Genomic DNA, 18,396 nt, shown 5'->3' with positions numbered 1-18,396 from the left:
CGATGCTCGCGACGGAGGAGTAGTCCGCCTCGTCGAAGAAGCCCTCCCACGTCGGCGCGTAGAGCACGGTGAGCCGCTTGCCCGGCTCGGCGCCGCGCGGCGCCGCTCGGCGGATGTCGGCGAGCTGCGGCCGACCGACCGCGCGCAGCACGCCCAGGTCGATGCCCTCGTCGACCGCCGCATAGCGGTCGATCGCCGCGCGCCCCGCGACCCAGATCTCGTCGTACATCCGGTTCAGGGGGCTGAAGCTGCCGACCTTGTCGCTGTCGCCGTGCCCGATGAAGCAGTGCATCGGCCCCGGGATGCGGATCATCTCGTCGTTGCGGACGACGTTCGTCGGGTAGAGCACGACGCGGACGCTGGAGGGGGTCACCGCGAGCAGGTCGGCGACCGACGGCGCGACGACCGTCGGCTTGCGGATCGCCTCGACACCGGCCAGGTGCGAGGCCTCGCGCAGCACGACGAGCACCGGCCGCTCGAGCGCATTGATCACCGTCGCCCAGACGCCCAGCGCGTAGGTGCCGTCGGCGGGCGAGGAGAAGTAGAAGACGACCTCGGGCGCGAGCGCCTCCACCGCCTCCTGCACCGCCACGTCCGTGTCCCGCACCCGGTGGCCGGTGTGCGGACCCCACGCGCGCCACGCGGTCCAGAGCGTCCACACGGTGATCGCGAGCACGACGAGCGCCAGCAGCCATGGGACGACCGATGCGCCGGCCGAGGCGAGCGCGAAACCGCCGAGCACCAGCACCTCCGACGCGGAGAGCAGCCGCAGGCCGTCGACCGGCAGCCTGTCCTGCACCGGGTCGGGCAGCGGGCCGGGCCCCTCCGTCTCCCCGCCGCCCCGTCCCGAGCCCGCGCCGTCCTGAGCCTGCCGACGGGTCGACGGGACCTCGAGGTGGCGCCAGGTCACGGTGGCGCGCTCGCGCTGCCCGCGGCGCACGCCGAGCGCGGTGTACGCGGTCAGCGCGACGTGCACCACCATGACGGTCACGAGCAGGAACGCGAGGTTCTCGAACCGGGTGAGCGGCGGTGTGGCCGCGACCGCTGCGGCGACGGATCCGTTCCGGATCAGCGAGCGCTCTGGCCGGTCGAGCAGCACGCGGCGCAGCCGGCGGAAGCGGGCGGGCCGCTCGTTCCGGAGCACGTCGGCGGCGAGGCTCGGCACGGCGCCGAGCACGGCGATCCCCCAGACGCCCGCGAGCAGCGCGACGACCGCGGAGACCACGGCCACGCCGACCAGGGCGAGGTCGATGACGTCGCTCGAGTCCTGACCGAACCGGACGGCGACGATCGCCGGTCGGGTGCTCCTCACGCGGTGGCGGTCTCGAACCGGGGGGCGAGCCGGTTCTCCACCATCGAGAGCGCGGACCCGATCGCCATGTGCATGTCGAGGTACTGGTAGGTGCCGAGGCGGCCGCCGAAGTAGACGTCGGGCTCGTCCTGCATGAACTCGCGGTAGCGCAGGAGCCGGTCGCGGTCCGCCGGCCGGTTCACGGGGTAGTAGGGCTCGTCGCCGGGCTCGGCGAACCGGGAGAACTCGCGCATGATCACGGTCGCGTCGGCCGGACTCCTCCGCTCGGGGTGGAAGTGCTTGAACTCGTGGATGCGCGTGTACGGCACGTCGAGGTCGGAGTAGTTCATGACCGGGGTGCCCTGGAAGTCGCCGACCGGCAGCACCTCCCGCTCGAAGTCGAGCGTGCGCCACGACAGGTCGCCGAGCCTCGAGTCGAAGTAGCGGTCGACCGGGCCGGTGTAGACGATCGGCACGGACCCCACGGTCGTGCTCTTGCCGTAGGCGTCGGAGGTGAAGAAGTCCGTGTCGAGATGCACGGTGATCCGCGGGTGGTCGGCGATCCGCTCCAGCAGCGCGGTGTACCCGTCGACCGGGAGGCCCTCGTGGGTGTCGTTGAAGTACCGGTTGTCGTAGTTGTAGCGGACGGGGAGGCGGCTGATCACGTCCGCCGGCAGTTCCTTCGGGTCGGTCTGCCACTGCTTCGCGGTGTAGTCGCGGATGAACGCCTCGTACAGCGGCCGGCCGATCAGGCTGATCGCCTTCTCCTCGAGGTTCTCCGGGATCGCGTTCCCGAGCTCCGCCGCCTGCTCCTGGACGAGCGCCTTCGCCTCCTGGGGCCCGCGGCCCGACCGGAAGAACTGGTTGATGGTGCCGAGGTTGATCGGCAGCGGGAACACCTCGCCGCGGTGCTTCGCGTAGACCCGGTGGACGTAGGAGGTGAACGCGGTGAATCGGTTCACGTACGCCCACACCCGCTCGTTCGAGGTGTGGAACAGGTGCGCGCCGTACCGGTGGACCTCGATCCCGGTCTCCGGGTCGCGCTCGCTGTAGGCGTTGCCGCCGATGTGCTCGCGCCGGTCGATCACTGTCACGTCGAGGCCGTAGGTCTCGGCCATCCGCTCCGCGACCGTCAACCCGAAGAACCCCGACCCGACCACCAACAGATCCGTCACGCCCACCACCCGCCTCTCCTGCCGCGGTCATGGTAGTCAGCGGGACCGCTGCCGGGCCCCCGAACGGGGGTGTCGGAGGGATTCGCGGATCCGCGGACTTCGCGCGGCACATCGCTTCCTGCGTCTCCGCCGCGCCGTATCGGCCGAGAAATGCGGGTCCGCGATGAGAGCTGCGGACGCGGATCAGGTCGACCCGGTCGCTCCATCTCAGCGCGATGCGTTCCCCGCCGGGTCGGCCCGCGGGTTGGTCCTCCGAGAGCGCACCCCTACTCGGCGAGATACTTGTTTGTGATCGCTTCAGCGAGCAGTAACTCGGTTAATGCGCGCTGTAACGAGCATTACGTACTACGCTGACCGACTTGAACCGAGGAGATCTGATGGCCGCCATCCGGAGTAGCGCACGCGCTGAGCGTGCTGCAGCGCAGATCGGAACGCAGCTCGCCGCCTGGCGGAAACTGCAAGGGCTGACAGCAGCGCAGGTCGCCGATCGCGCCGGCATCACCCGTGGCACCCTGCATCGACTCGAGTCCGGCGAGACGACCGTCGGCCTGGCAGTCTTCCTCAATGTCGCTCGAGCGCTCGGCATGCTCGATTCCGTCGTCGAAAGCACGGATCCGTTCTCCACGGACCTCGGCCGTGCGCGCTCGGCGGACCGGCTGCCTGAGCGCGTCCGCGCATGATCGACCGGGTCTGGATCGACGTCGAACTCGCTCAGGGGCCGGTCCACGCGGGTCTCGCCCACTTCAGCCGACGCGGTAGCACGATCACCACCTCGTTCCGCTACAGCGACGAGTACCTGCGGCACCCGGGCTCCTACGAGATAGACCCAGCTCTGCCCCTCCGAGGCGGCGCTTCCGTCGAGGGGCTGCCGGGAAGCTTCCAGGACTGCGCGCCGGACCGGTGGGGCCGCAACCTCGTGACCAAACGCATCCGCGCACAGTCCCGTCAGACCGCCGGCCCTCACCGGTCCATCACGGGTATCGACTTCTTGACGGAAGTCAGCGATATCACGAGACAAGGCGCGCTCCGCTTCCGCACCAGCGCCGACGGCCCCCACGTGGCGCCCGACACCAGCGTGCCCACGCTGATCGAACTCCCTCGGCTCCTGGCATATGCACGCACCGTCGACCGCGACGATGACGACGATCTCACCGCCGTGACAGCGTTGCTCGATGCCGGCACCGGCTCTCTCGGCGGCGCCAGACCCAAAGCGGCCGTGCGTGACGGCGAGCAGCTGATACTCGCAAAATTCCCACACACCTCGGACAAGTGGGACGTGATGGCGTGGGAGAAGACCGCGCTCGACCTCGCCGCCCGATGCGGAATCCCGACGCCTAGCGCCCGTCTCGTCTCCGTCGGCGGCACTCACGCGCTCCTGCTCAACAGGTTTGACAGAGGAACTGGAAGCGCCCGCATCGGGTACATCAGCGGTCTGACGCTCGTCGGCGGCCACGACGGAGGTGCGTACGACTATGCCGACGTCGCCGCGGGACTGTCGGACCACGGTGCAGACGTCAGCAGGGATCTGCGCGAATTGTGGCGCCGCGTCGCGTTCTCGGTGCTGATCGACAACACCGATGACCACCTGCGCAACCTCGGGCTGCTCCATCGCCCAGGCGGATGGACGCTCTCCCCGGCATTCGACCTCAATCCGAATCCGGAGGTGGGTGCGGCGCGTCAGACCTCGATCGCAGGGGCCATCGACGTCGACGACGCAGTCGCCGGACTGCTCGCCTTCGCGACCGACTGCCGGCTCGAGCAGCGAGACGTGCGGAACCTCCTGGACGAGCTGTTGCAGGCATCGTCGGAGTGGCAGCACATCGCGCGCAGCAATGGGATCAGCGATGGAGCGATAGCTGGCATGCGGGAGGCGTTCGAAGGACAGCGGCCAGCGTTCGAATTCGCCAGCACCACTGCAACCGTCTGACCACTATCGCTTGCGGCGGCTCTCCGCCGTTCCAGGGAATCGTGCTCGCAGACCCGACACAGCGATCGTCAGTGTCGCGTGCATCAGCGCCGCGGTTCGACGACGACCACCTCGGTGAGCGCTTCGAAGGCGGCGAGGCCGCGGTCTGTGGTCATGAAGGCCATGCCGTGATGCACGGCCGTCGCGACGATGAGGTAGTCGAGCCGTCGCGGGCCGAGCCCCGGCGTGGCGCGGGCCACCTCGATCACTTGGCCGTACGCCTCCGCCATCGCGCCCGTGAACGGGATCCCATCACCGTAGACGGCGCGGACTCGCGCGAGATCCTCCCCACGAGTCATGACCTCCGCCGCGTTTCCCGCTCGCACGGCCGCGGTCACGCCATGTGCCAATTCCGCAATCGACAGCGCGGAGAGCGCAGTGGGACTCTCGGCGGGAGCGAGCCGGTGGATGACGATATTGGTGTCCAGCAGGAGCCGGACAGGAGCGGTCACAGGCCTTCCCACGGGTCCTTGGACGAGTCGAGTGCACGCTCAGCCTCGAGTTCCGCAGCCCATTCGGGATTCGGGTGCAGCGAGGCCATGAGTGCTGCCGTCGCCGCAGCGGAGGCGATACCCGTGGGGGCGATCGGAACCAGACGCGCCACGGGGCGGCCGTGGTTGGTGATCTGGAACTCGGCCCCCTCCATCTCCACCGCTCGCAGCGCGGCCGAGGGGTTCTGGCGGAGCTGCGCCAAGGTGAGTTGCTGCATGAGCCCAAGGGTACCGGAAGTAGACATTATCGGGATCGGCCGCGCTCGATGTCTGAAGCGTGTCCGCCCGCGGCGTCGCGCGGTACTCGTCACCCTCGCGCGGTAGGTCTACCCACCGCGTGAGGGTGCGGGTACCGCGCGCGGTGGTGGACGTACCGCGCGACGCAGCGCGGTCGGAGCGCGGTCAGGAGGAGGCGCCGCGCTTGAAGCCCTTCTGGAGGAGGGCCCGGTACGCGACCTTGCGGAGGCCCTCCGGGACGAGGCGGTAGCCGCCGCGCACGACGACGTTGCGGATCATCTCCGCAGGCGTGATGAAGCCGGCCCTCCGCATGAGGCGCTGCAGCCGCAGCTCCGCCTGCAGCTGCTTCAGCCCGCCCCGGCGGGCGTACGCACCCGCGCCGACGCGGTACTTCACGAGGGGCTCGGGGATGTTCTCCGCGCGCGCGCCGGAGGCCAGCATGCGGGCGAACAGCCAGTAGTCCTCCATCAGCCCGACGGGGACGTAGCCGCCCGCCGCCTGCACCGCCGCGCGGCGATAGACGACGGTCGGGTGGTTGAACGGGTCGTGGAACCGCGCGTACCGCTTGATGTGCGCCTCGCCGGTCGGCGGCGTGCGCACGCCGATCGTGACGGCCTCGTCGTCTTCGAACTCGTACAGCCCCGAGCCGACCAGATCGAAGCCGGTGTCGAGCAGCGCGAGCTGCTTGGCGAAGCGCTCGGGCAGCGCCACGTCGTCGGCGTCCATCCGGGCGACGACGTCGTGCGTGCACGCGGCGAGTCCGGCGGTGAGCGCATCGGCGAGCCCGACGTTCTCGGGCAGCGGCAGGAGGCGGGTGGGCACCGGGGACGTCGCGATCAGCTCGTCGACGACGTCGGCGAGCGCCTCCGGGACCGGCCCGTCACGGACGATCAGCGCCTCGGTCGGCCGGAGCGTCTGCTCGTCCACCGCCGAGCGGAACGCGCGCACGAGCTGCGCCGGATCGTCCCGCGCGTACACGGGCAGGAGGAGCGTGAAGGGCGAGGTCACGCCGCCCGCCGGGCGGGGGCCTCCACCTTCACGACCGCCTCGGTGACGGGGCCGAGATCGCAGAGGACATCCGCGTTCAGCCGCGGGCGGCTGCCGAACCCGGCGACGACGCCGCGCCGCAGCTGGGTGAGCAGGAAACGCCGCTGGCGGGACGCGCGGAAGGTGCGCAGCCACCGCAGCAGCGTCGAGCCGATGTACACGGCCTTCTCGAACGGGTTCAGCCCGCGGCTGAAGACCATCAGCCAGATCTTGTTGCGCACCTCGAAGAAGAAGCGCGAACCGGGATCGGCGTCGGTGTTCGCGAGCGCCTTCGTCTTGTGCACCACGACGCTGCCGGGCACGTACAGCCCGCGACCGCCGCGCAGCATCCGGGTGGAGAACTCGAAGTCGTCGTTCCAGATGAAGTAGTCGGCGATCGGCAGGCCCGCGGCCTTCACGCGCGCGGCGGACACCAGCATCGAGACGAAGGAGAGGGATCGCACCGGGGTCGCGCCGCGCTCGGCGGCGGCGCGCAGCTCGTCCTTGCGGGCGAAGGGGTTCTGCCGCGGGGTGTTCATGGGGTGGTCGGAGCCGTCGGTCCAGACCACGCGGCTGCCCGCGAGCACGACATCGGGCTGGTCGGCGGCGTCGAGCAGCTCTTCGAGCGCCGTCTCGGTCGGGATCGTGTCGTCGTCCATGACCCAGATCCAGTCCGGCTCGTGCCGGGCGATCGCGACGGCGATGCCGGTGGCGAATCCGCCCGCTCCTCCGGTGTTGCGGGTGAGGCGGACCAGCTCGACCTCGGGCCAGAACTCGCTGGCGACCTCGGCCGAGTCGTCGTCGGAGTGGTTGTCGACGACGACGACGGCCGTCAGCGGCGCGGACTGCGCCCGGAGCGCACCGAGCGCCTCCAGCAGCAGCTCCCGGCGGTTGTAGGCGACGACGACCGCGACAACGGAGGGGACGACGGCCGCCTGGGGGTCGTCGCGCTCGCTGGGGGTCACCTGGCCCTCGCATCCGGGGTCTGCGTCGCCGTGGGGGACGGCGGGCCGATTGTATCCATGCCCTTGGTCTCCTGGGCGGAGGCCCACCGGGCGGGTCGTCTCCTCGGGCGCGGCCTCGATCGTCACGATCTGCTCGCCGCTCGGCTTGCGACAGCTCCGCCGGCCGCGGTGTAGGTGATCTTCCCGTGCTGGAAGGTCTGCACGGTCTTCCCGGCGCCGCCGGACTTCGCGTTCGAGGTCGGCCAGCCGAGCACGCTCTTCGTGCCGCCCTTGGCGAGGTAGCGGGCGAGGATGTCGCCGCGCACCGCGACGGTGCCGACCTTGGAGGAGTAGATCCGGCCGCTCGTGAACACCGCCGTCGACCCGCCGATGCCGGTCTTGTCGGCGCCGCTCGACTGCAGCCAGCCGAGCGAGCCCGACACCCCGCCCCGCGAGTCGTAGAGCGCGAGCATCTTCCCGGTGCTGAGCGCATGGGCCTTGGTGGCCGCGCTCCAGAAGATCGCTCCCCCGGCGAAGCGCTGCGACCAGCCGCCGCCGTTCGCGGTGGACTGCGCGGCCCCCGCCGTCGGCCAGCCGAGGTAGCCGGTGGGGCCGCCGTGGGAGATGTAGTTCGCACCGATGGCACCGGTGACGGTCCTGGTGGTCCCGCCCTGGCTGGTCGCGACACCGGTCTGGAACGTCTGGATGACGCCCTTCTTGCCGTGCGCGGTGAGGTTCGCCTTGTCGGCGGTCGGCCAGCCCATCGACCCGAGCTCTGCGAGCCGCTGCACCCAGATGGTGAGGAACGAGCCGACCACGACGCTGCTCTTGCCACCGGCCACGACGACGCGGCCGCCCTGGAACGCCTGCGAGGTCCCGCCTCCTGCCGCCGTGCTGACCTTCGCGTCCGCCGTCGGCCAGCCGAGGCTGCCGGGCCGGCCGCCCTTCGCGGCGTACGCCGCCTCGATCGGGGCGAGCACCGCTGCCGTGCCGGCGGTGGAGACGAAGACCGTGCCGTTCTGGAACAGCTGCGTGCTGCCGCCGTTCGTGCCCTTCACCGTGGCCACCGCCTGCTTCGGCCAGCCGAGCGCGCCGGCGGGCCCGCCCAGGGCCGTGAACTTCGTCAGCACCGAGCCCGCAGCGCCGAACGAGCCGGCGGGGGACGTGTAGATCGTCCCCTTCTGGAACCGCTGGTACGTGCCTCCACCGTTCGCGCTCACCGTCACCGCGTTGGCGACGGGGTTGCCGTAGGTGGCCTTGTGCGCGGCCCAGAACGTCCTGATGGCGCCGGTCACGACGGTGTGCGTCGAGCCGAACCAGGTCGTGAAGTACAGGTAGAAGTTGCGGTTGCCGTACGCGGAGCACCCGTCGCCGAGACCCCAGCCCGCCGCGAGCGCCGCGGCGTTCGGCTGATAGGGCGTGTAGTAGTACAGCGCCGCCGTGGCCTCGTTCTCGATGGTGATCGTCTTCGCACCGCAGGCGGCGTTCGGGTTGTAGAGCACCCCGTTGGCCCTGCCGACGGGGAACCAGTTGTAGTTCGTCCAGCCCGAGCCGGTGGTGCCCAGGGGCGTGGTGTAGCGGACGAGCCAGTAGGCGACGCCGTAGAGCTGGTTGAACAGCCCGTACTTGGCGGGATCGCACGCCGCGGTGTCCGGGCAGCCGAGCCCGGTCGCCTTGCGGTAGATCAGGTCGACGGACTCGCCGGAGTAGGGCGTGCGCCCGGTGACGAGGGTCTGCTCCTTCTGCAGCATCACCAGGATGACCTGGGGGCTCACGTTGCAGGCCTTGCCGACGGCGGCGATGATCTGGGCCGCCGTCGCCTTCGCCTTCCCGGCCACCGCCCTGCACATCGGGTTCGCCGCCAGGCTCGGCATGTTCGCGGAGGTGGCTTTCAAGCAGGTGGCGCCCGCGGCGCACGACGGCTGCTTGCTGTTCAGGAACGTCTGGATCTCGGCCGCGGTCATCGTCGTGCCGTTGAACATCACGGCGTCGTCGATGATGTTCGCCGGATTGAAGTCCTGCAGCACCGACGCGGCCTGCGCCGCCTTCGCGGACTGCTCGTCCAGCGCCGTCAGTCCCACGCCGGCGACGACGAGCCCGATACCGCCCGCGATGGCGATGATGCGGCGGATCCTGGCGCGCGCGACCCTCCCTCCGGCCCTCATCCGACCTGCACCGTCCGGGCCGCCGACGAACCGACCGACGTCGGGGAGGAGTAGCGGACGCGGACCTGGTACGAGCCGGCGGCGAGGTCCTTCAGCTCGACGGCGGGGCAGCCGGTGTAGCTGGAGGCGGCGACGCCGGTCGTGCTCGCGGTCTGCGTGGCGGAACCGGAGGTGAGGGAGACCGTGCAGGTTCCGCCGCTCTCGGGCGAACCGGGGACGATCGCCGAGACGTCGAGCACCTTCGCCGTCGCGTCCCAGTCGGCCGTGGTGATGAACGGCACGACGGCGGCACGGGCGTCGGAGGAGGCGGTGGGCGCGCTCGTCGCGACCGCAGTCGCGATCGGGGCCGGGGTGTCGGAGGCGACGTTCTCGGTCGGCGTCGCGCTCGGGATGGAGGGGTCGACGACGTCCCCCGACCGGCTCGATGTCGGCGCTGCCGGCGTCGCGCCGGGCTGCGAGCACGACGACAACACGGTCGCGGACGCCGCGATGAGCGCTGCGACGCCGAGCGCACGCAGGATTCGGACTGACTTGTGTTCCCCCACACCACGACGGTACGGACCGCTCGGGCCGATGCCGCGGCCGGCCGCGGCGTGTCCCGGGCCCCAGTCCTGGTGGCCCCCGCACCGCCGGCCGCCGCACTCTCCGTTTTGTAGGCAGGGTCTGCCTACAAAACGGAGGGTGCGGCTCACTCGCGGCGCCGACCGAATTCCGTTTTGTAGGAAGGTCATTCCTACAAAACGGAGGGGGCGCCCGGCGGTGTGCGCCGTGTTCGGGGGCCCGCTCGCGTAGCGTTCGGGCACCATGTCGACGAGCTGGAGCGCGGTCATCCCGCCCGTCGCCGTGGTCCTGGCAGCCGTGCTGCTGCCCGGCCTCGCACTGGCCGCCGCCGCGCGCCTCCGCGGGATCGCCGCGCTCGGCCTCGCGGGGCCCCTCGGCTACGCGATCGTGGGGATCACCGGCGTGGCCGCCGCCGCGGTCGGTGCACCCTTCGGCTGGCCGGCCCTGCTCGTCGTCACCGCCGTGCTCGTCGTCTTGGCGGTCGCCGCCCGCGCGGCGCTGCGTGCCGCCGGCGCCGCGCCCGCCGCCTGGGACTCGTGGCGGCCGATCGGCTGGCTGCCGGTGCTCGCCGGCGCGGTGATCGCGACGGCGGCGATCACGGTCGTCGCGTTCGCGCATGTGGCGAGCCCGGACCGCGTCACGCAGACGTACGACACCGTCTTCCACCTGAACGCGGCCGCGTCGATCATCGACACGGGTGACGCGTCGAGCCTCCACCTCTACCGGCTGACGCACCCCGGTGCGCAGCTCGCCTTCTACCCGGCGGTCTGGCACAGCCTGACCGCGCTCAGCGCGGAGACGACCGGGGTGGACATCGCCGTCGCCGCGAACGCCACCTGGATCGGCACGGCCGGCCCGGTGTTCTCGCTCGGCAGCGCGTTCGCCGCCGCGGTGCTGTTCGGCAGGGCCGGCTTCCGGCGCGATGATGCGTCCGGCGCCCAGCGCACGATCGTGGCGACCGTCGCGGCGGTGCTGGCGTCGACGTTCGTCGCGTTCCCGTACCTGCTGCTCGACTTCGGCACGCTGTACCCGAACGGGCTCGCCTACACGATCCTCCCGGCGGGCCTCGCGCTCGTCGCCGCGGTGCTGCCCTTCCCCGGAACGGCCGTGTGGCGGCCGGAGGCGGCGCCGGTCCGCTGGCGCACGGCGCTGCTGCTGCTCGGCTGGGCCTCGGCGGCCGCGTTCTCGCACCCGCGGTCGGCGGTCGCGCTGCTCGTACTCGCAGCGCCGCTGGTCGTCGCGTGGTTCGCGTCGCGGATGGTCGCCCTCGCCGCCACCGGCGTGCGCGGACGCCGGAGGGCCCGCATCACCTGGCTGGTCGCGATCGGGTCGGTCGTGGTCCTCGTGGCGCTGGCGGTGGTGTTCGTGCTGCACTACTACGACGTCGGGACGCGGCCGATCGCCGATCACCTGAACGGCGGGCCGGCGCTCGCCAGGGAGACCTTCCCGCAGGCGCTCCTGCAGGGCCTGCTCGCGACCTCGCTCGTGGCGCCGTCGCAGACGGCCCTCCCTCCGTCCGTCCTGCTGGCGGTCGTCGCGTTCGTCGGGCTGATCGCCGCGCTGCTGCGCCCCGGCCTGCGCTGGGTGGTCGTCACCTACCTGGGGCTCGTGCTGCTGTACGGCTTCGCCGCGGGCAGCGACAGCGACCTGGCGAAGATCGCGACCGGCCTCTGGGACAAGGACAAGTTCCGGATCGTCGCGATCCTGCCCACGATCGGGGTGCCGCTCGCGGCCTGGACCATCGCCGCGGGCGCCGCGGAGCTGACCAGCACGCTGCGCGGACGGCAGGCGCGGCGGAACGATCCCCGCCTCCGCACGGTCGCCCTCGGGACCGCGCTGGTCACCGTGCTCGTCGCGATCACCGCCTGGACGGGACCGGCGCTCGGCGGCGTCAGCACCGCGATGGGTGGCGTGTTCGCGCTGCCGGACACGCAGAAGCAGGGTCGGCTGATCGATGCGGACGAGATGGAGCTGCTGGAGCGCGTCGGCGACTTCGTGCCGAAGGGGCAGCTCATCGTCGGGAACCCGTGGAACGGCTCCGCGCTCGCGTGGGCGCTCGGCGGGAGGCGCGTGCTGTTCCCGCACCTCGGCGGCTACTGGGACTACGACGGCCGCGTGATCAGGCGGCACCTCGACGACTGGCGCACCGACGAGCGCGTCTGCCCGGCGGTGCGGCAGAAGAACGTGCGATGGGTGATCACCGAGCCGGGGCACCTCGCCGGCGACCGGAGGGCGGCAGGTCGGTTCGCCGCGATCGACCGCGTCGTCCACACGCCGGGCGGCGCGCAGCTGGTGGCCTCCTCCGGCTCCGCGCGCCTCTGGCGCCTCACCGCCTGCTGGTAGCCCCCGGCACGCGAGTCCGACAGCAGGACCGAGCACCGTCAGCAGGATCCAGCAGCCGATCCTGACCTGCTGATGGTGCTGGATCCTGCTGTCGCGCTCGGATCAGTATCGGAACGCCTGGAGGAGGGTCAGCAGCAGCTGGAACGAGCGCACCGAGATCAGGCAGGTCAGGTAGAAGATGCCCGTGAACGCCCAGAAGCGGTTGACCGTGATCAGCCATTTCGCGCCGCGGTACGCCAGCCCCGTGATCAGGGGCGTGCAGGCCGCGAGGACCGGCAGGTTCGCGAGCACGATCGTGTGGTCGCCGGAGAACCCCCACCAGATCGAGCAGAACAGCAGCGTCAGGCCGGCCGCCCACCACTCGGCGGGGAGGCGCTGCAGCACCCGGCCCACGATGGGGCCGCGTTCACCGTGCAGCGGCGTCCGGAAGTAGGTCGAGAGTCCCGTGCCGGACGCGACGAAGAGGAACGCGAACAGGCTGACGGTCAGCAGCGGGTCGAAGTGCCACGCCGCGAACAGCAGGCGGTCCTGCTCGAGCCACGGCACGAGGGCGTGGGGCCGGAACTCCGCACCGAACTCGGCCGAACGGTCCAGCCACCCGGCCGGTCCGAGCGTCCCGAGCCACACCAGCTGCATCAGCACGGCGGGCACCGCCCAGACGCCGGCGAACGCGGCGATCGCCTTCGTCCTGGAGGAGCGGGACCGGGCCCGCAGCGGCGTGAACGCCACGGCCAGCAGGAAGGCGGGCAGCGCGCAGGCCGCGACGGCGAAGAAGCCGCTCGCGAGCCCGACGAACGCGGCCGCGACGAGGCGATGGCGCGGGAGGAGGGCGAACGCGGCCGCGAGCAGGGCAGCGGCGATCCACGCACCCTCGGCCGTCGGCGGCCCGAAGACGGGCTCCGTCGGGTCGGCGCGCAGGTCGAGGGCGAGCAGGGCGAGCATCGCCCCGAATCCGGCCCACCGGCCGGCGGCGCGACGGCCGAGCACGAACAGCGACCCCAGCAGCAGCGCGTGGAACGGCAGCACGAGCGCGCGCGCGACCTCGACCGGCAGCGGCACGAGCTGCAGGTTCCGCGCCTCCGACGCCGTCACGGGGGCGAGCACCAGCACCGCGATGAAGATCGTGAGGTGCACGCCGACCAGCAGCGTGATGGCGACGGCGAAGAGCACGTCGAGCCGGGTGGTGCGACGTTCGGAGGTGACGAAGACGTCCGCGACCCGTCGTCGCACCAGCGGGGGCCCCATCGCCCGCCGGGCTTCCGCGACAGCGCGGAGCGCCGGCACGGGGCGCGCGGAGGGGGTCACATCGGCGAGGCTAACCCGATCGCCGTCGAAGCCTCAGCACCGACGGCGGCGCGCTCAGCGCAGCGCGTCCTGCACGACGCGCCGGATCACGGTGTAGTCCGGCTTCGTCGGGACGTACCTCGGCTTCACGAACTCGACGTTCTGCACCGTCTGCGACCTCGACTTCACCGCGGCGCCGGCGATCACGCCGAGCAGGCCCTGCGGCAGGTCGGTCTGCACGGCGTTCGACCCCGCCTTCGCGAGGCGATCGAACCGCGTCAGCAGGGTGAGCGGGTTCATCTGGTGCAGCATCGCTTCCTCCAGCTGCCGCTGCCTCGCCATCCGGTCGTAGTCGCCGAGCGCGCTGCCGTAGCGGGACCGCGCGAACCAGAGCGCCTTGTTGCCGTCGAGATGCCGCCGGCCCTTCTCGATCCAGACCTTCACGCCCGTGAGCCTCCCGTCCACGATGTGCCCGCCGACCGGGAGGCGCTCCTTCACCGTCACGGTCACGCCGCCCATCGCGTCCACGAGCGGCTCGAACGCCGTCATGTCGACGAGCAGGTAGTACTGGATCGTGATGCCGAGCGCGCCCTCGACCGCCTCGCGGGTGGCTTCGATGCCGGCGCTGGAGTGGTTCTTCACGGCGTCGGGGTAGCGCTGCTGCTCCTTCAGCTGCGCCTCGGTGTAGATGGAGTTCAGCTGGCAGACGTCGACGTTGCAGCGCCCGTGCGCGCCGTACCCGTCGGGGTACAGCTGCCGCATCGGCGATCCCTCGGCGAACGGGACCGGATCGGTGTCGCGCGGCAGCCCGAAGGTGACCATGTCTCCCGTCAGCGCGTTCAGGCTGACGACCGAGATGCTGTCGGGGCGGAGGCCGGAGCGCCCTTTCCCCGCGTCGCCGCCGAGCAGGAGGATGTTGTAGCGGCCGTCCGCCGGCAGGTCGAACCGGGCGTTCGCGAACGTACCGCCGAGCGTCGACCGCGCGACCCCGGCCGCCCACGCGCCCCAGCCGGCACCGCCGACGCCGACCACCAGCGCGATCGCGAGCAGCCCGCCCAGCACCGCGCGGCCGGTCGGCGCGATCCGCACCAGGCGCAGCAGCCGGACGGTGTCGATCGTCAGCAGGATCCAGCCGACGACCAGGGCGACGAGCAGCAGCTGGATCGCGGTCAGCCCGATCGCGTTCGTCGGAAGGCTGAGCAGCAGCTGCGGCAGCGCGAACCAGAGCACCGCCGCGGCGACGAGCGCGGCCCAGCCGAGCAGCCACAGGCCGAGCGCGAACCGCCCGACGCGGCGGCTGCCGGCGAGCACCTGCGCGCTGCCGGGGACCAGCAGGTGCAGCACGACGAGCCACGCTGCCCGCCGGGTCATGAACCGCGGATCGCCGACGGGTGGATCCCGGAGGGGCGCGGCGGGGCCGGTCGGCCGCGACAACGCCCTCCCCCGCATCCCGGCAGGGTAGGCGCGCTGTTCGTCTTTCAGGAGTTCTGGCGCGGCTCCGCCGCCAGAACTCCTGAAACACGAACTGCGGTCAGAGGCTGTCCCGGAGCGCGGCGTCCTTCGCCGCGACCTGCTGCTCGAGCTCGTCCGCGTAGCCCGCGAGCGCGACGGCGAGCGCGGGATCGCTCGCGCCGAGGATGCGCACGGCGAGCAGGCCCGCGTTCGCGGCGTTGCCGATCGCGACGGCGGCGACGGGCACCCCGGTCGGCATCTGCACGATCGAGAGGAGGGAGTCGAGCCCGTCGAGCGTCTGCAGCACGACCGGGACCCCGATCACCGGCAGCGTCGTCGCGGCCGCGAGCATGCCCGGCAGGTGAGCGGCTCCTCCGGCCCCGGCGATCACGACCTTGATCCCCCGCCCTGCGGCAGCCTGCCCCCAGTCGAGCATCGCGCGCGGCGTGCGGTGCGCGGACAGCACCCGCGCCTCGTAGGCCACGCCGAACCGGTCGAGCATCTCGGCGGCCGCGCGCATCGTGGGCCAGTCGGAGTCGCTGCCCATCGCGAGACCGACGACGGGCGCCTGCGGGTTCCCCATGCGAGCGATCGTAGGGGCGCGCCTCCGCGTCGCGTCGGATCAGCGGAAGAAGGCCGCCCCCGCGCGCGCGATGAACACCGCGTCGTCGAGGTCGTCGCTCGTCGCCGTGACGTGGCCGATCTTGCGGCCCGGCCGCGTCGCCTTGCCGTAGAGGTGCAGCTTCGCGGCGGGCTGATCCGCCATCAGCTGCGGGACCCGCGCGTCGAGGTCGCCGTCGGCCGGGCCGCCCAGCACGTTCACCATCGCGCTCCACGGCGCGACGGTCCGGGTGCTGCCGAGCGGCAGGTCCAGCACGGCACGCAGGTGCTGCTCGAACTGGCTCGTGACGGCGCCGTCGATCGTCCAGTGGCCGGAGTTGTGCGGCCGCATCGCGAGCTCGTTGACGAGCACCCGGTCGTCGTCCGTCTCGAACAGCTCGACCGCGAGCACGCCGGTGACGCCGAGCGCCGCAGCGATCGTGTGGGCGATCTCCCGCGCGACCCGCTCGACGCGTGCCGTGGAGTGCGGTGCGGGCGCGAACACCTCCCGGCAGACCCCGCCGCCCTGCACGGTCTCGACGAGCGGCCACATCGCGATGTCGCCGGAGGGGCGCCGCGCGACGAGCTGCGCGAGCTCGCGGCGGAAATCGACGAGCTCCTCCGCGAGCAGCGGGCCGGCCGCGAGCCAGTCGTCGACCCCGTGAGCGTCGGAGACGACGCGCACGCCGTGGCCGTCGTAGCCGCCGCGCGGGGTCTTCACGACGACGCGGCCACCGGTGCGCTCGAGGAAGGCCGCGAGCTCGCCGGTGTCGGCGACCTCCGCCCATTCCGGCTGCGGCACGCCGAGCTGCTGCAGCCTCCGGCGGAGCACGAGCTTGTCCTGCGCGTGCAGCAGCGCGTCCGGTCCCGGCCGGACCGCCACACCGGCGTCGACGAGGGCGCGGAGCACGGGCTGCGGCACGTGCTCGTGGTCGAAGGTGATCACGTCGACGTCCCGCGCGAAGGCGAGCACGGTCGCCGCGTCGGTGTGGTCGCCGACGGTCGTGACCGCGATGCGCGCGGAGGCGCCCTCCGACTCCCCCAGCACCGCGATGTCGATCCCGAGCTCGACCGCCGCCGGCACCATCATGCGGGCCAGCTGCCCTCCTCCGATCACGCCGACGCGCACGGGTCCGCTCCTTGTCGTCGCGACTCCGGTGAGGAACCTCGTGCCGTTCGCCCAGCAGGCCGCGACCACGGTTCGTGGAGTCGTGTCCTATTCTGCGGCGACGTCCGCAGCCGTGCGCGACGGAATTCTCCTCTCGAGAGGCAGGGCGAACGGATGCGCGCACTCGCCGACCGCGCCCTCGTGCAGCAGCTCACGAAGTTCGCCCTGGTGGGCGGCGTGGGCTTCGTCGTCGACACGGTCGCGTTCACGCTGCTGCGCCTCACGCCGCTGTTCGAGCACAGCCCGCTGAAGGCCGGCATCATCTCGACGATCCTCGCGATCGGCGCGAACTGGATCGGCAACCGCTACTGGACGTTCGGCCCGCACCGCAGCACCCGCGGCGCGAAGGAGGGCCTCGAGTTCGTCGCCGTCAGCGTGCTCGGGATGCTGGTGGCCCTCGCCTGCCTGGCGTTCTCGCACTACGTGCTCGACCTGCGCACGGTGCTCGCGGACAACATCGCGAAGAACGTGGTCGGCCTGGTGCTCGGCTCGATCATCCGGTTCGCGCTGTACCGGTACTGGGTCTACCACCCCGCCCGGCGGGACCGGGTGGGCGCCCGCGTCCCGGAGCCCGTCGAATAGCTCCACTCGCGACTCGCACTCTCCATGTTGTAGGACGACCAGTCCTCCACAACGGAGAGTGTTGGAGCCGCCGACGGCAGAGATCAGGAGGGCTTCGAGCCCCGCTCGATCAGATCCGTGATGGCCCGGTGCACCAGCCGGGCGCGGGGCACGTCGCGGAGGATCATCGTGCCCTCGGCGCCCGCGTGCACGATCACGTCGCCGCTCCCGGTCAGCAGCTGCATGGGCCTGCGGCGCAGCGCGGCGTCGGAGGCGCGGGCCAGGAGGAACTCGGTGCGCTCCCGGACGAGGAAGCCCTGCGTCACGATCAGCCGGCGGCTCGTGATGATCGTCACCCGGTTCAGCCAGAAGATCAGCGGCAGCAGGGAGAGCAGCACCGTCAGCCCGCCGGCGGCGATCGGCAGCGCGGTGTTCAGCCACAGCCATGGCGCAACGAATCGGTTCCAGCCGTAACCGGTGCCGAAGCAGATCATCACGAAGAAGATCGCGGGCCACACCAGGCGCCGTCCCGAGCGGCGGAGGCGCACGATCACCTGCTCCGGCGGCTCCCTGGACGGCGGCAGCGAGGTGGGGCGACGCTCCGTGCGCACGCGCGTAGCACCTCCGACCCCGACGGACATCGGCTATTCATACCGCAGGTGCTCGACATCGCCCGTGGCGCACGCCGTGGTCCCGCCGAGCGGGCCGCGATCGACGACGATCCGGCCCTGCTGATCGATGTCGACGGCCTCGCCGACCACCGGGCCGTCGGGCCCGGTGACGCGGACCCGACGCCCGATCGTGTCGCTCGCGACGATGACCGCGGCCCGCAGGCCGCTCGCCTCCGGATCCCCTCCGGCAGCCTCGAACCGGCCGACCAGGTCGAGCAGCCGCCGGAGGTAGGCGGACACCAGCAGGTCGGGATCGGTCGGGCCGCCCTCCGCGGCCAGCGACGTGGCGGTCGGGACCGGCAGCGCGTCCCGCCGGGCGGCGTGGTTCAGGCCCGCGCCGACGACCGCACCGCTGCCACGGTGTCCTGAGGCACTCGAAGGGCGGTGTCCTGAGGCACTCGAAGGGTCGGCCAGCGCCTCCGCCAGCACGCCGCACACCTTCCGGCCGCCGATCAGCACAT

17 protein-coding genes and 1 pseudogene are annotated in these 18,396 nt (G+C 71.8%); 4 read left to right on the top strand and 14 right to left on the bottom strand.

The genetic code is table 11. The features are described from left to right. Together ACFE67_RS07555 and glf are read right to left on the bottom strand one after the other, a co-directional pair. Positions 1 to 1,312: pseudogene (locus ACFE67_RS07555) on the bottom strand (hypothetical protein); the annotation flags it as partial. Beyond that, positions 1,309 to 2,466, bottom strand: a complete 1,158-nt coding sequence (gene glf, locus ACFE67_RS07550; RefSeq protein ID WP_375406259.1) for a UDP-galactopyranose mutase — start codon at positions 2,464 to 2,466, stop codon at positions 1,309 to 1,311. The gene glf and the pseudogene ACFE67_RS07555, both read right to left, overlap by 4 nt. Before the next feature lie 377 nt (positions 2,467 to 2,843). Between glf and ACFE67_RS07545 the strand changes: the two genes are divergently transcribed. Beyond that, a complete protein-coding gene (locus ACFE67_RS07545) occupies positions 2,844 to 3,146 on the top strand; it encodes a helix-turn-helix domain-containing protein (RefSeq protein ID WP_375406258.1) in 303 nt (100 codons plus the stop codon). Continuing rightward, entirely contained in the window at positions 3,143 to 4,393 is a 1,251-nt protein-coding gene (locus ACFE67_RS07540) for a type II toxin-antitoxin system HipA family toxin (RefSeq protein WP_375406257.1), read from the top strand. Before ACFE67_RS07545 ends, ACFE67_RS07540 begins: the two co-directional genes overlap by 4 nt. A gap of 83 nt (positions 4,394 to 4,476) precedes the next feature. Here ACFE67_RS07540 and ACFE67_RS07535 read toward each other — a convergent pair whose 3' ends face one another. The 6 genes from ACFE67_RS07535 to ACFE67_RS07510 form a co-directional block, all read right to left on the bottom strand. After that, positions 4,477 to 4,884 carry a PIN domain-containing protein gene (locus ACFE67_RS07535; protein ID WP_375406256.1) on the bottom strand — a complete coding sequence of 136 codons (408 nt, stop codon included), beginning with the start codon at positions 4,882 to 4,884 and terminating at the stop codon, positions 4,477 to 4,479. Further along, positions 4,881 to 5,141, bottom strand: coding sequence for a type II toxin-antitoxin system Phd/YefM family antitoxin (locus tag ACFE67_RS07530; protein WP_375406255.1), 261 nt, complete (start codon positions 5,139 to 5,141; stop codon positions 4,881 to 4,883). Before ACFE67_RS07530 ends, ACFE67_RS07535 begins: the two co-directional genes overlap by 4 nt. Positions 5,142 to 5,325: 184 nt before the next feature. Next, positions 5,326 to 6,168 (bottom strand): glycosyltransferase, encoded by an 843-nt coding sequence (locus tag ACFE67_RS07525; RefSeq protein ID WP_375406254.1) that lies wholly within the window; start codon positions 6,166 to 6,168, stop codon positions 5,326 to 5,328. After that, positions 6,165 to 7,151, bottom strand: coding sequence for a glycosyltransferase (locus tag ACFE67_RS07520; protein ID WP_375406253.1), 987 nt, complete (start codon positions 7,149 to 7,151; stop codon positions 6,165 to 6,167). Before ACFE67_RS07520 ends, ACFE67_RS07525 begins: the two co-directional genes overlap by 4 nt. Before the next feature lie 122 nt (positions 7,152 to 7,273). Beyond that, on the bottom strand, positions 7,274 to 9,295 hold the full coding sequence (locus ACFE67_RS07515; protein ID WP_375406252.1) for an LGFP repeat-containing protein: 2,022 nt from the start codon (positions 9,293 to 9,295) through the stop codon (positions 7,274 to 7,276). Further along, a complete protein-coding gene (locus ACFE67_RS07510; RefSeq protein ID WP_375406251.1) occupies positions 9,292 to 9,840 on the bottom strand; it encodes a hypothetical protein in 549 nt (182 codons plus the stop codon). Before ACFE67_RS07510 ends, ACFE67_RS07515 begins: the two co-directional genes overlap by 4 nt. 259 nt (positions 9,841 to 10,099) lie before the next feature. On the opposite strand from ACFE67_RS07510, the gene ACFE67_RS07505 reads away from it, so the two are divergent. Then, positions 10,100 to 12,199 carry a DUF6541 family protein gene (locus ACFE67_RS07505; RefSeq protein WP_375406250.1) on the top strand — a complete coding sequence of 700 codons (2,100 nt, stop codon included), beginning with the start codon at positions 10,100 to 10,102 and terminating at the stop codon, positions 12,197 to 12,199. Between the two features lie 102 nt (positions 12,200 to 12,301). Here ACFE67_RS07505 and ACFE67_RS07500 read toward each other — a convergent pair whose 3' ends face one another. From ACFE67_RS07500 to ACFE67_RS07485, 4 genes are all read right to left on the bottom strand, one after another. Then, positions 12,302 to 13,504, bottom strand: coding sequence for a hypothetical protein (locus ACFE67_RS07500; RefSeq protein ID WP_375406249.1), 1,203 nt, complete (start codon positions 13,502 to 13,504; stop codon positions 12,302 to 12,304). A 54-nt stretch (positions 13,505 to 13,558) separates the two neighbouring features. Further along, positions 13,559 to 14,932, bottom strand: coding sequence for an LCP family protein (locus ACFE67_RS07495; RefSeq protein ID WP_375406248.1), 1,374 nt, complete (start codon positions 14,930 to 14,932; stop codon positions 13,559 to 13,561). 82 nt (positions 14,933 to 15,014) lie between these two features. After that, positions 15,015 to 15,518 (bottom strand): 5-(carboxyamino)imidazole ribonucleotide mutase, encoded by a 504-nt coding sequence (gene purE, locus ACFE67_RS07490; protein ID WP_375406247.1) that lies wholly within the window; start codon positions 15,516 to 15,518, stop codon positions 15,015 to 15,017. 39 nt (positions 15,519 to 15,557) lie between these two features. Then, positions 15,558 to 16,664, bottom strand: a complete 1,107-nt coding sequence (locus tag ACFE67_RS07485; RefSeq protein WP_375406246.1) for a 5-(carboxyamino)imidazole ribonucleotide synthase — start codon at positions 16,662 to 16,664, stop codon at positions 15,558 to 15,560. A 153-nt stretch (positions 16,665 to 16,817) separates the two neighbouring features. On the opposite strand from ACFE67_RS07485, the gene ACFE67_RS07480 reads away from it, so the two are divergent. Next, the gene (locus tag ACFE67_RS07480) at positions 16,818 to 17,285 is read left to right on the top strand and encodes a GtrA family protein (protein ID WP_375406245.1); all 468 of its coding nucleotides are present in this window, start codon (positions 16,818 to 16,820) and stop codon (positions 17,283 to 17,285) included. Positions 17,286 to 17,368: 83 nt separating this feature from the next. On the opposite strand, the gene ACFE67_RS07475 is transcribed toward ACFE67_RS07480, so the two are convergent. Both ACFE67_RS07475 and ACFE67_RS07470 read right to left on the bottom strand, forming a co-directional pair. Continuing rightward, positions 17,369 to 17,875, bottom strand: coding sequence for a PH domain-containing protein (locus tag ACFE67_RS07475; RefSeq protein WP_375406244.1), 507 nt, complete (start codon positions 17,873 to 17,875; stop codon positions 17,369 to 17,371). Between the two features lie 33 nt (positions 17,876 to 17,908). Beyond that, the coding region (locus ACFE67_RS07470) for a biotin--[acetyl-CoA-carboxylase] ligase (RefSeq protein ID WP_375406243.1) at positions 17,909 to 18,396 on the bottom strand (488 nt) is incomplete at its 5' end.

The sequence above is a fragment of the uncultured Amnibacterium sp. genome (assembly GCF_964244015.1).
In the GTDB taxonomy this organism is placed as follows: domain Bacteria; phylum Actinomycetota; class Actinomycetes; order Actinomycetales; family Microbacteriaceae; genus Amnibacterium.
Note: the sequence above shows the minus strand (reverse complement) of the source record. Positions and strands in the feature narration are given on the sequence as shown.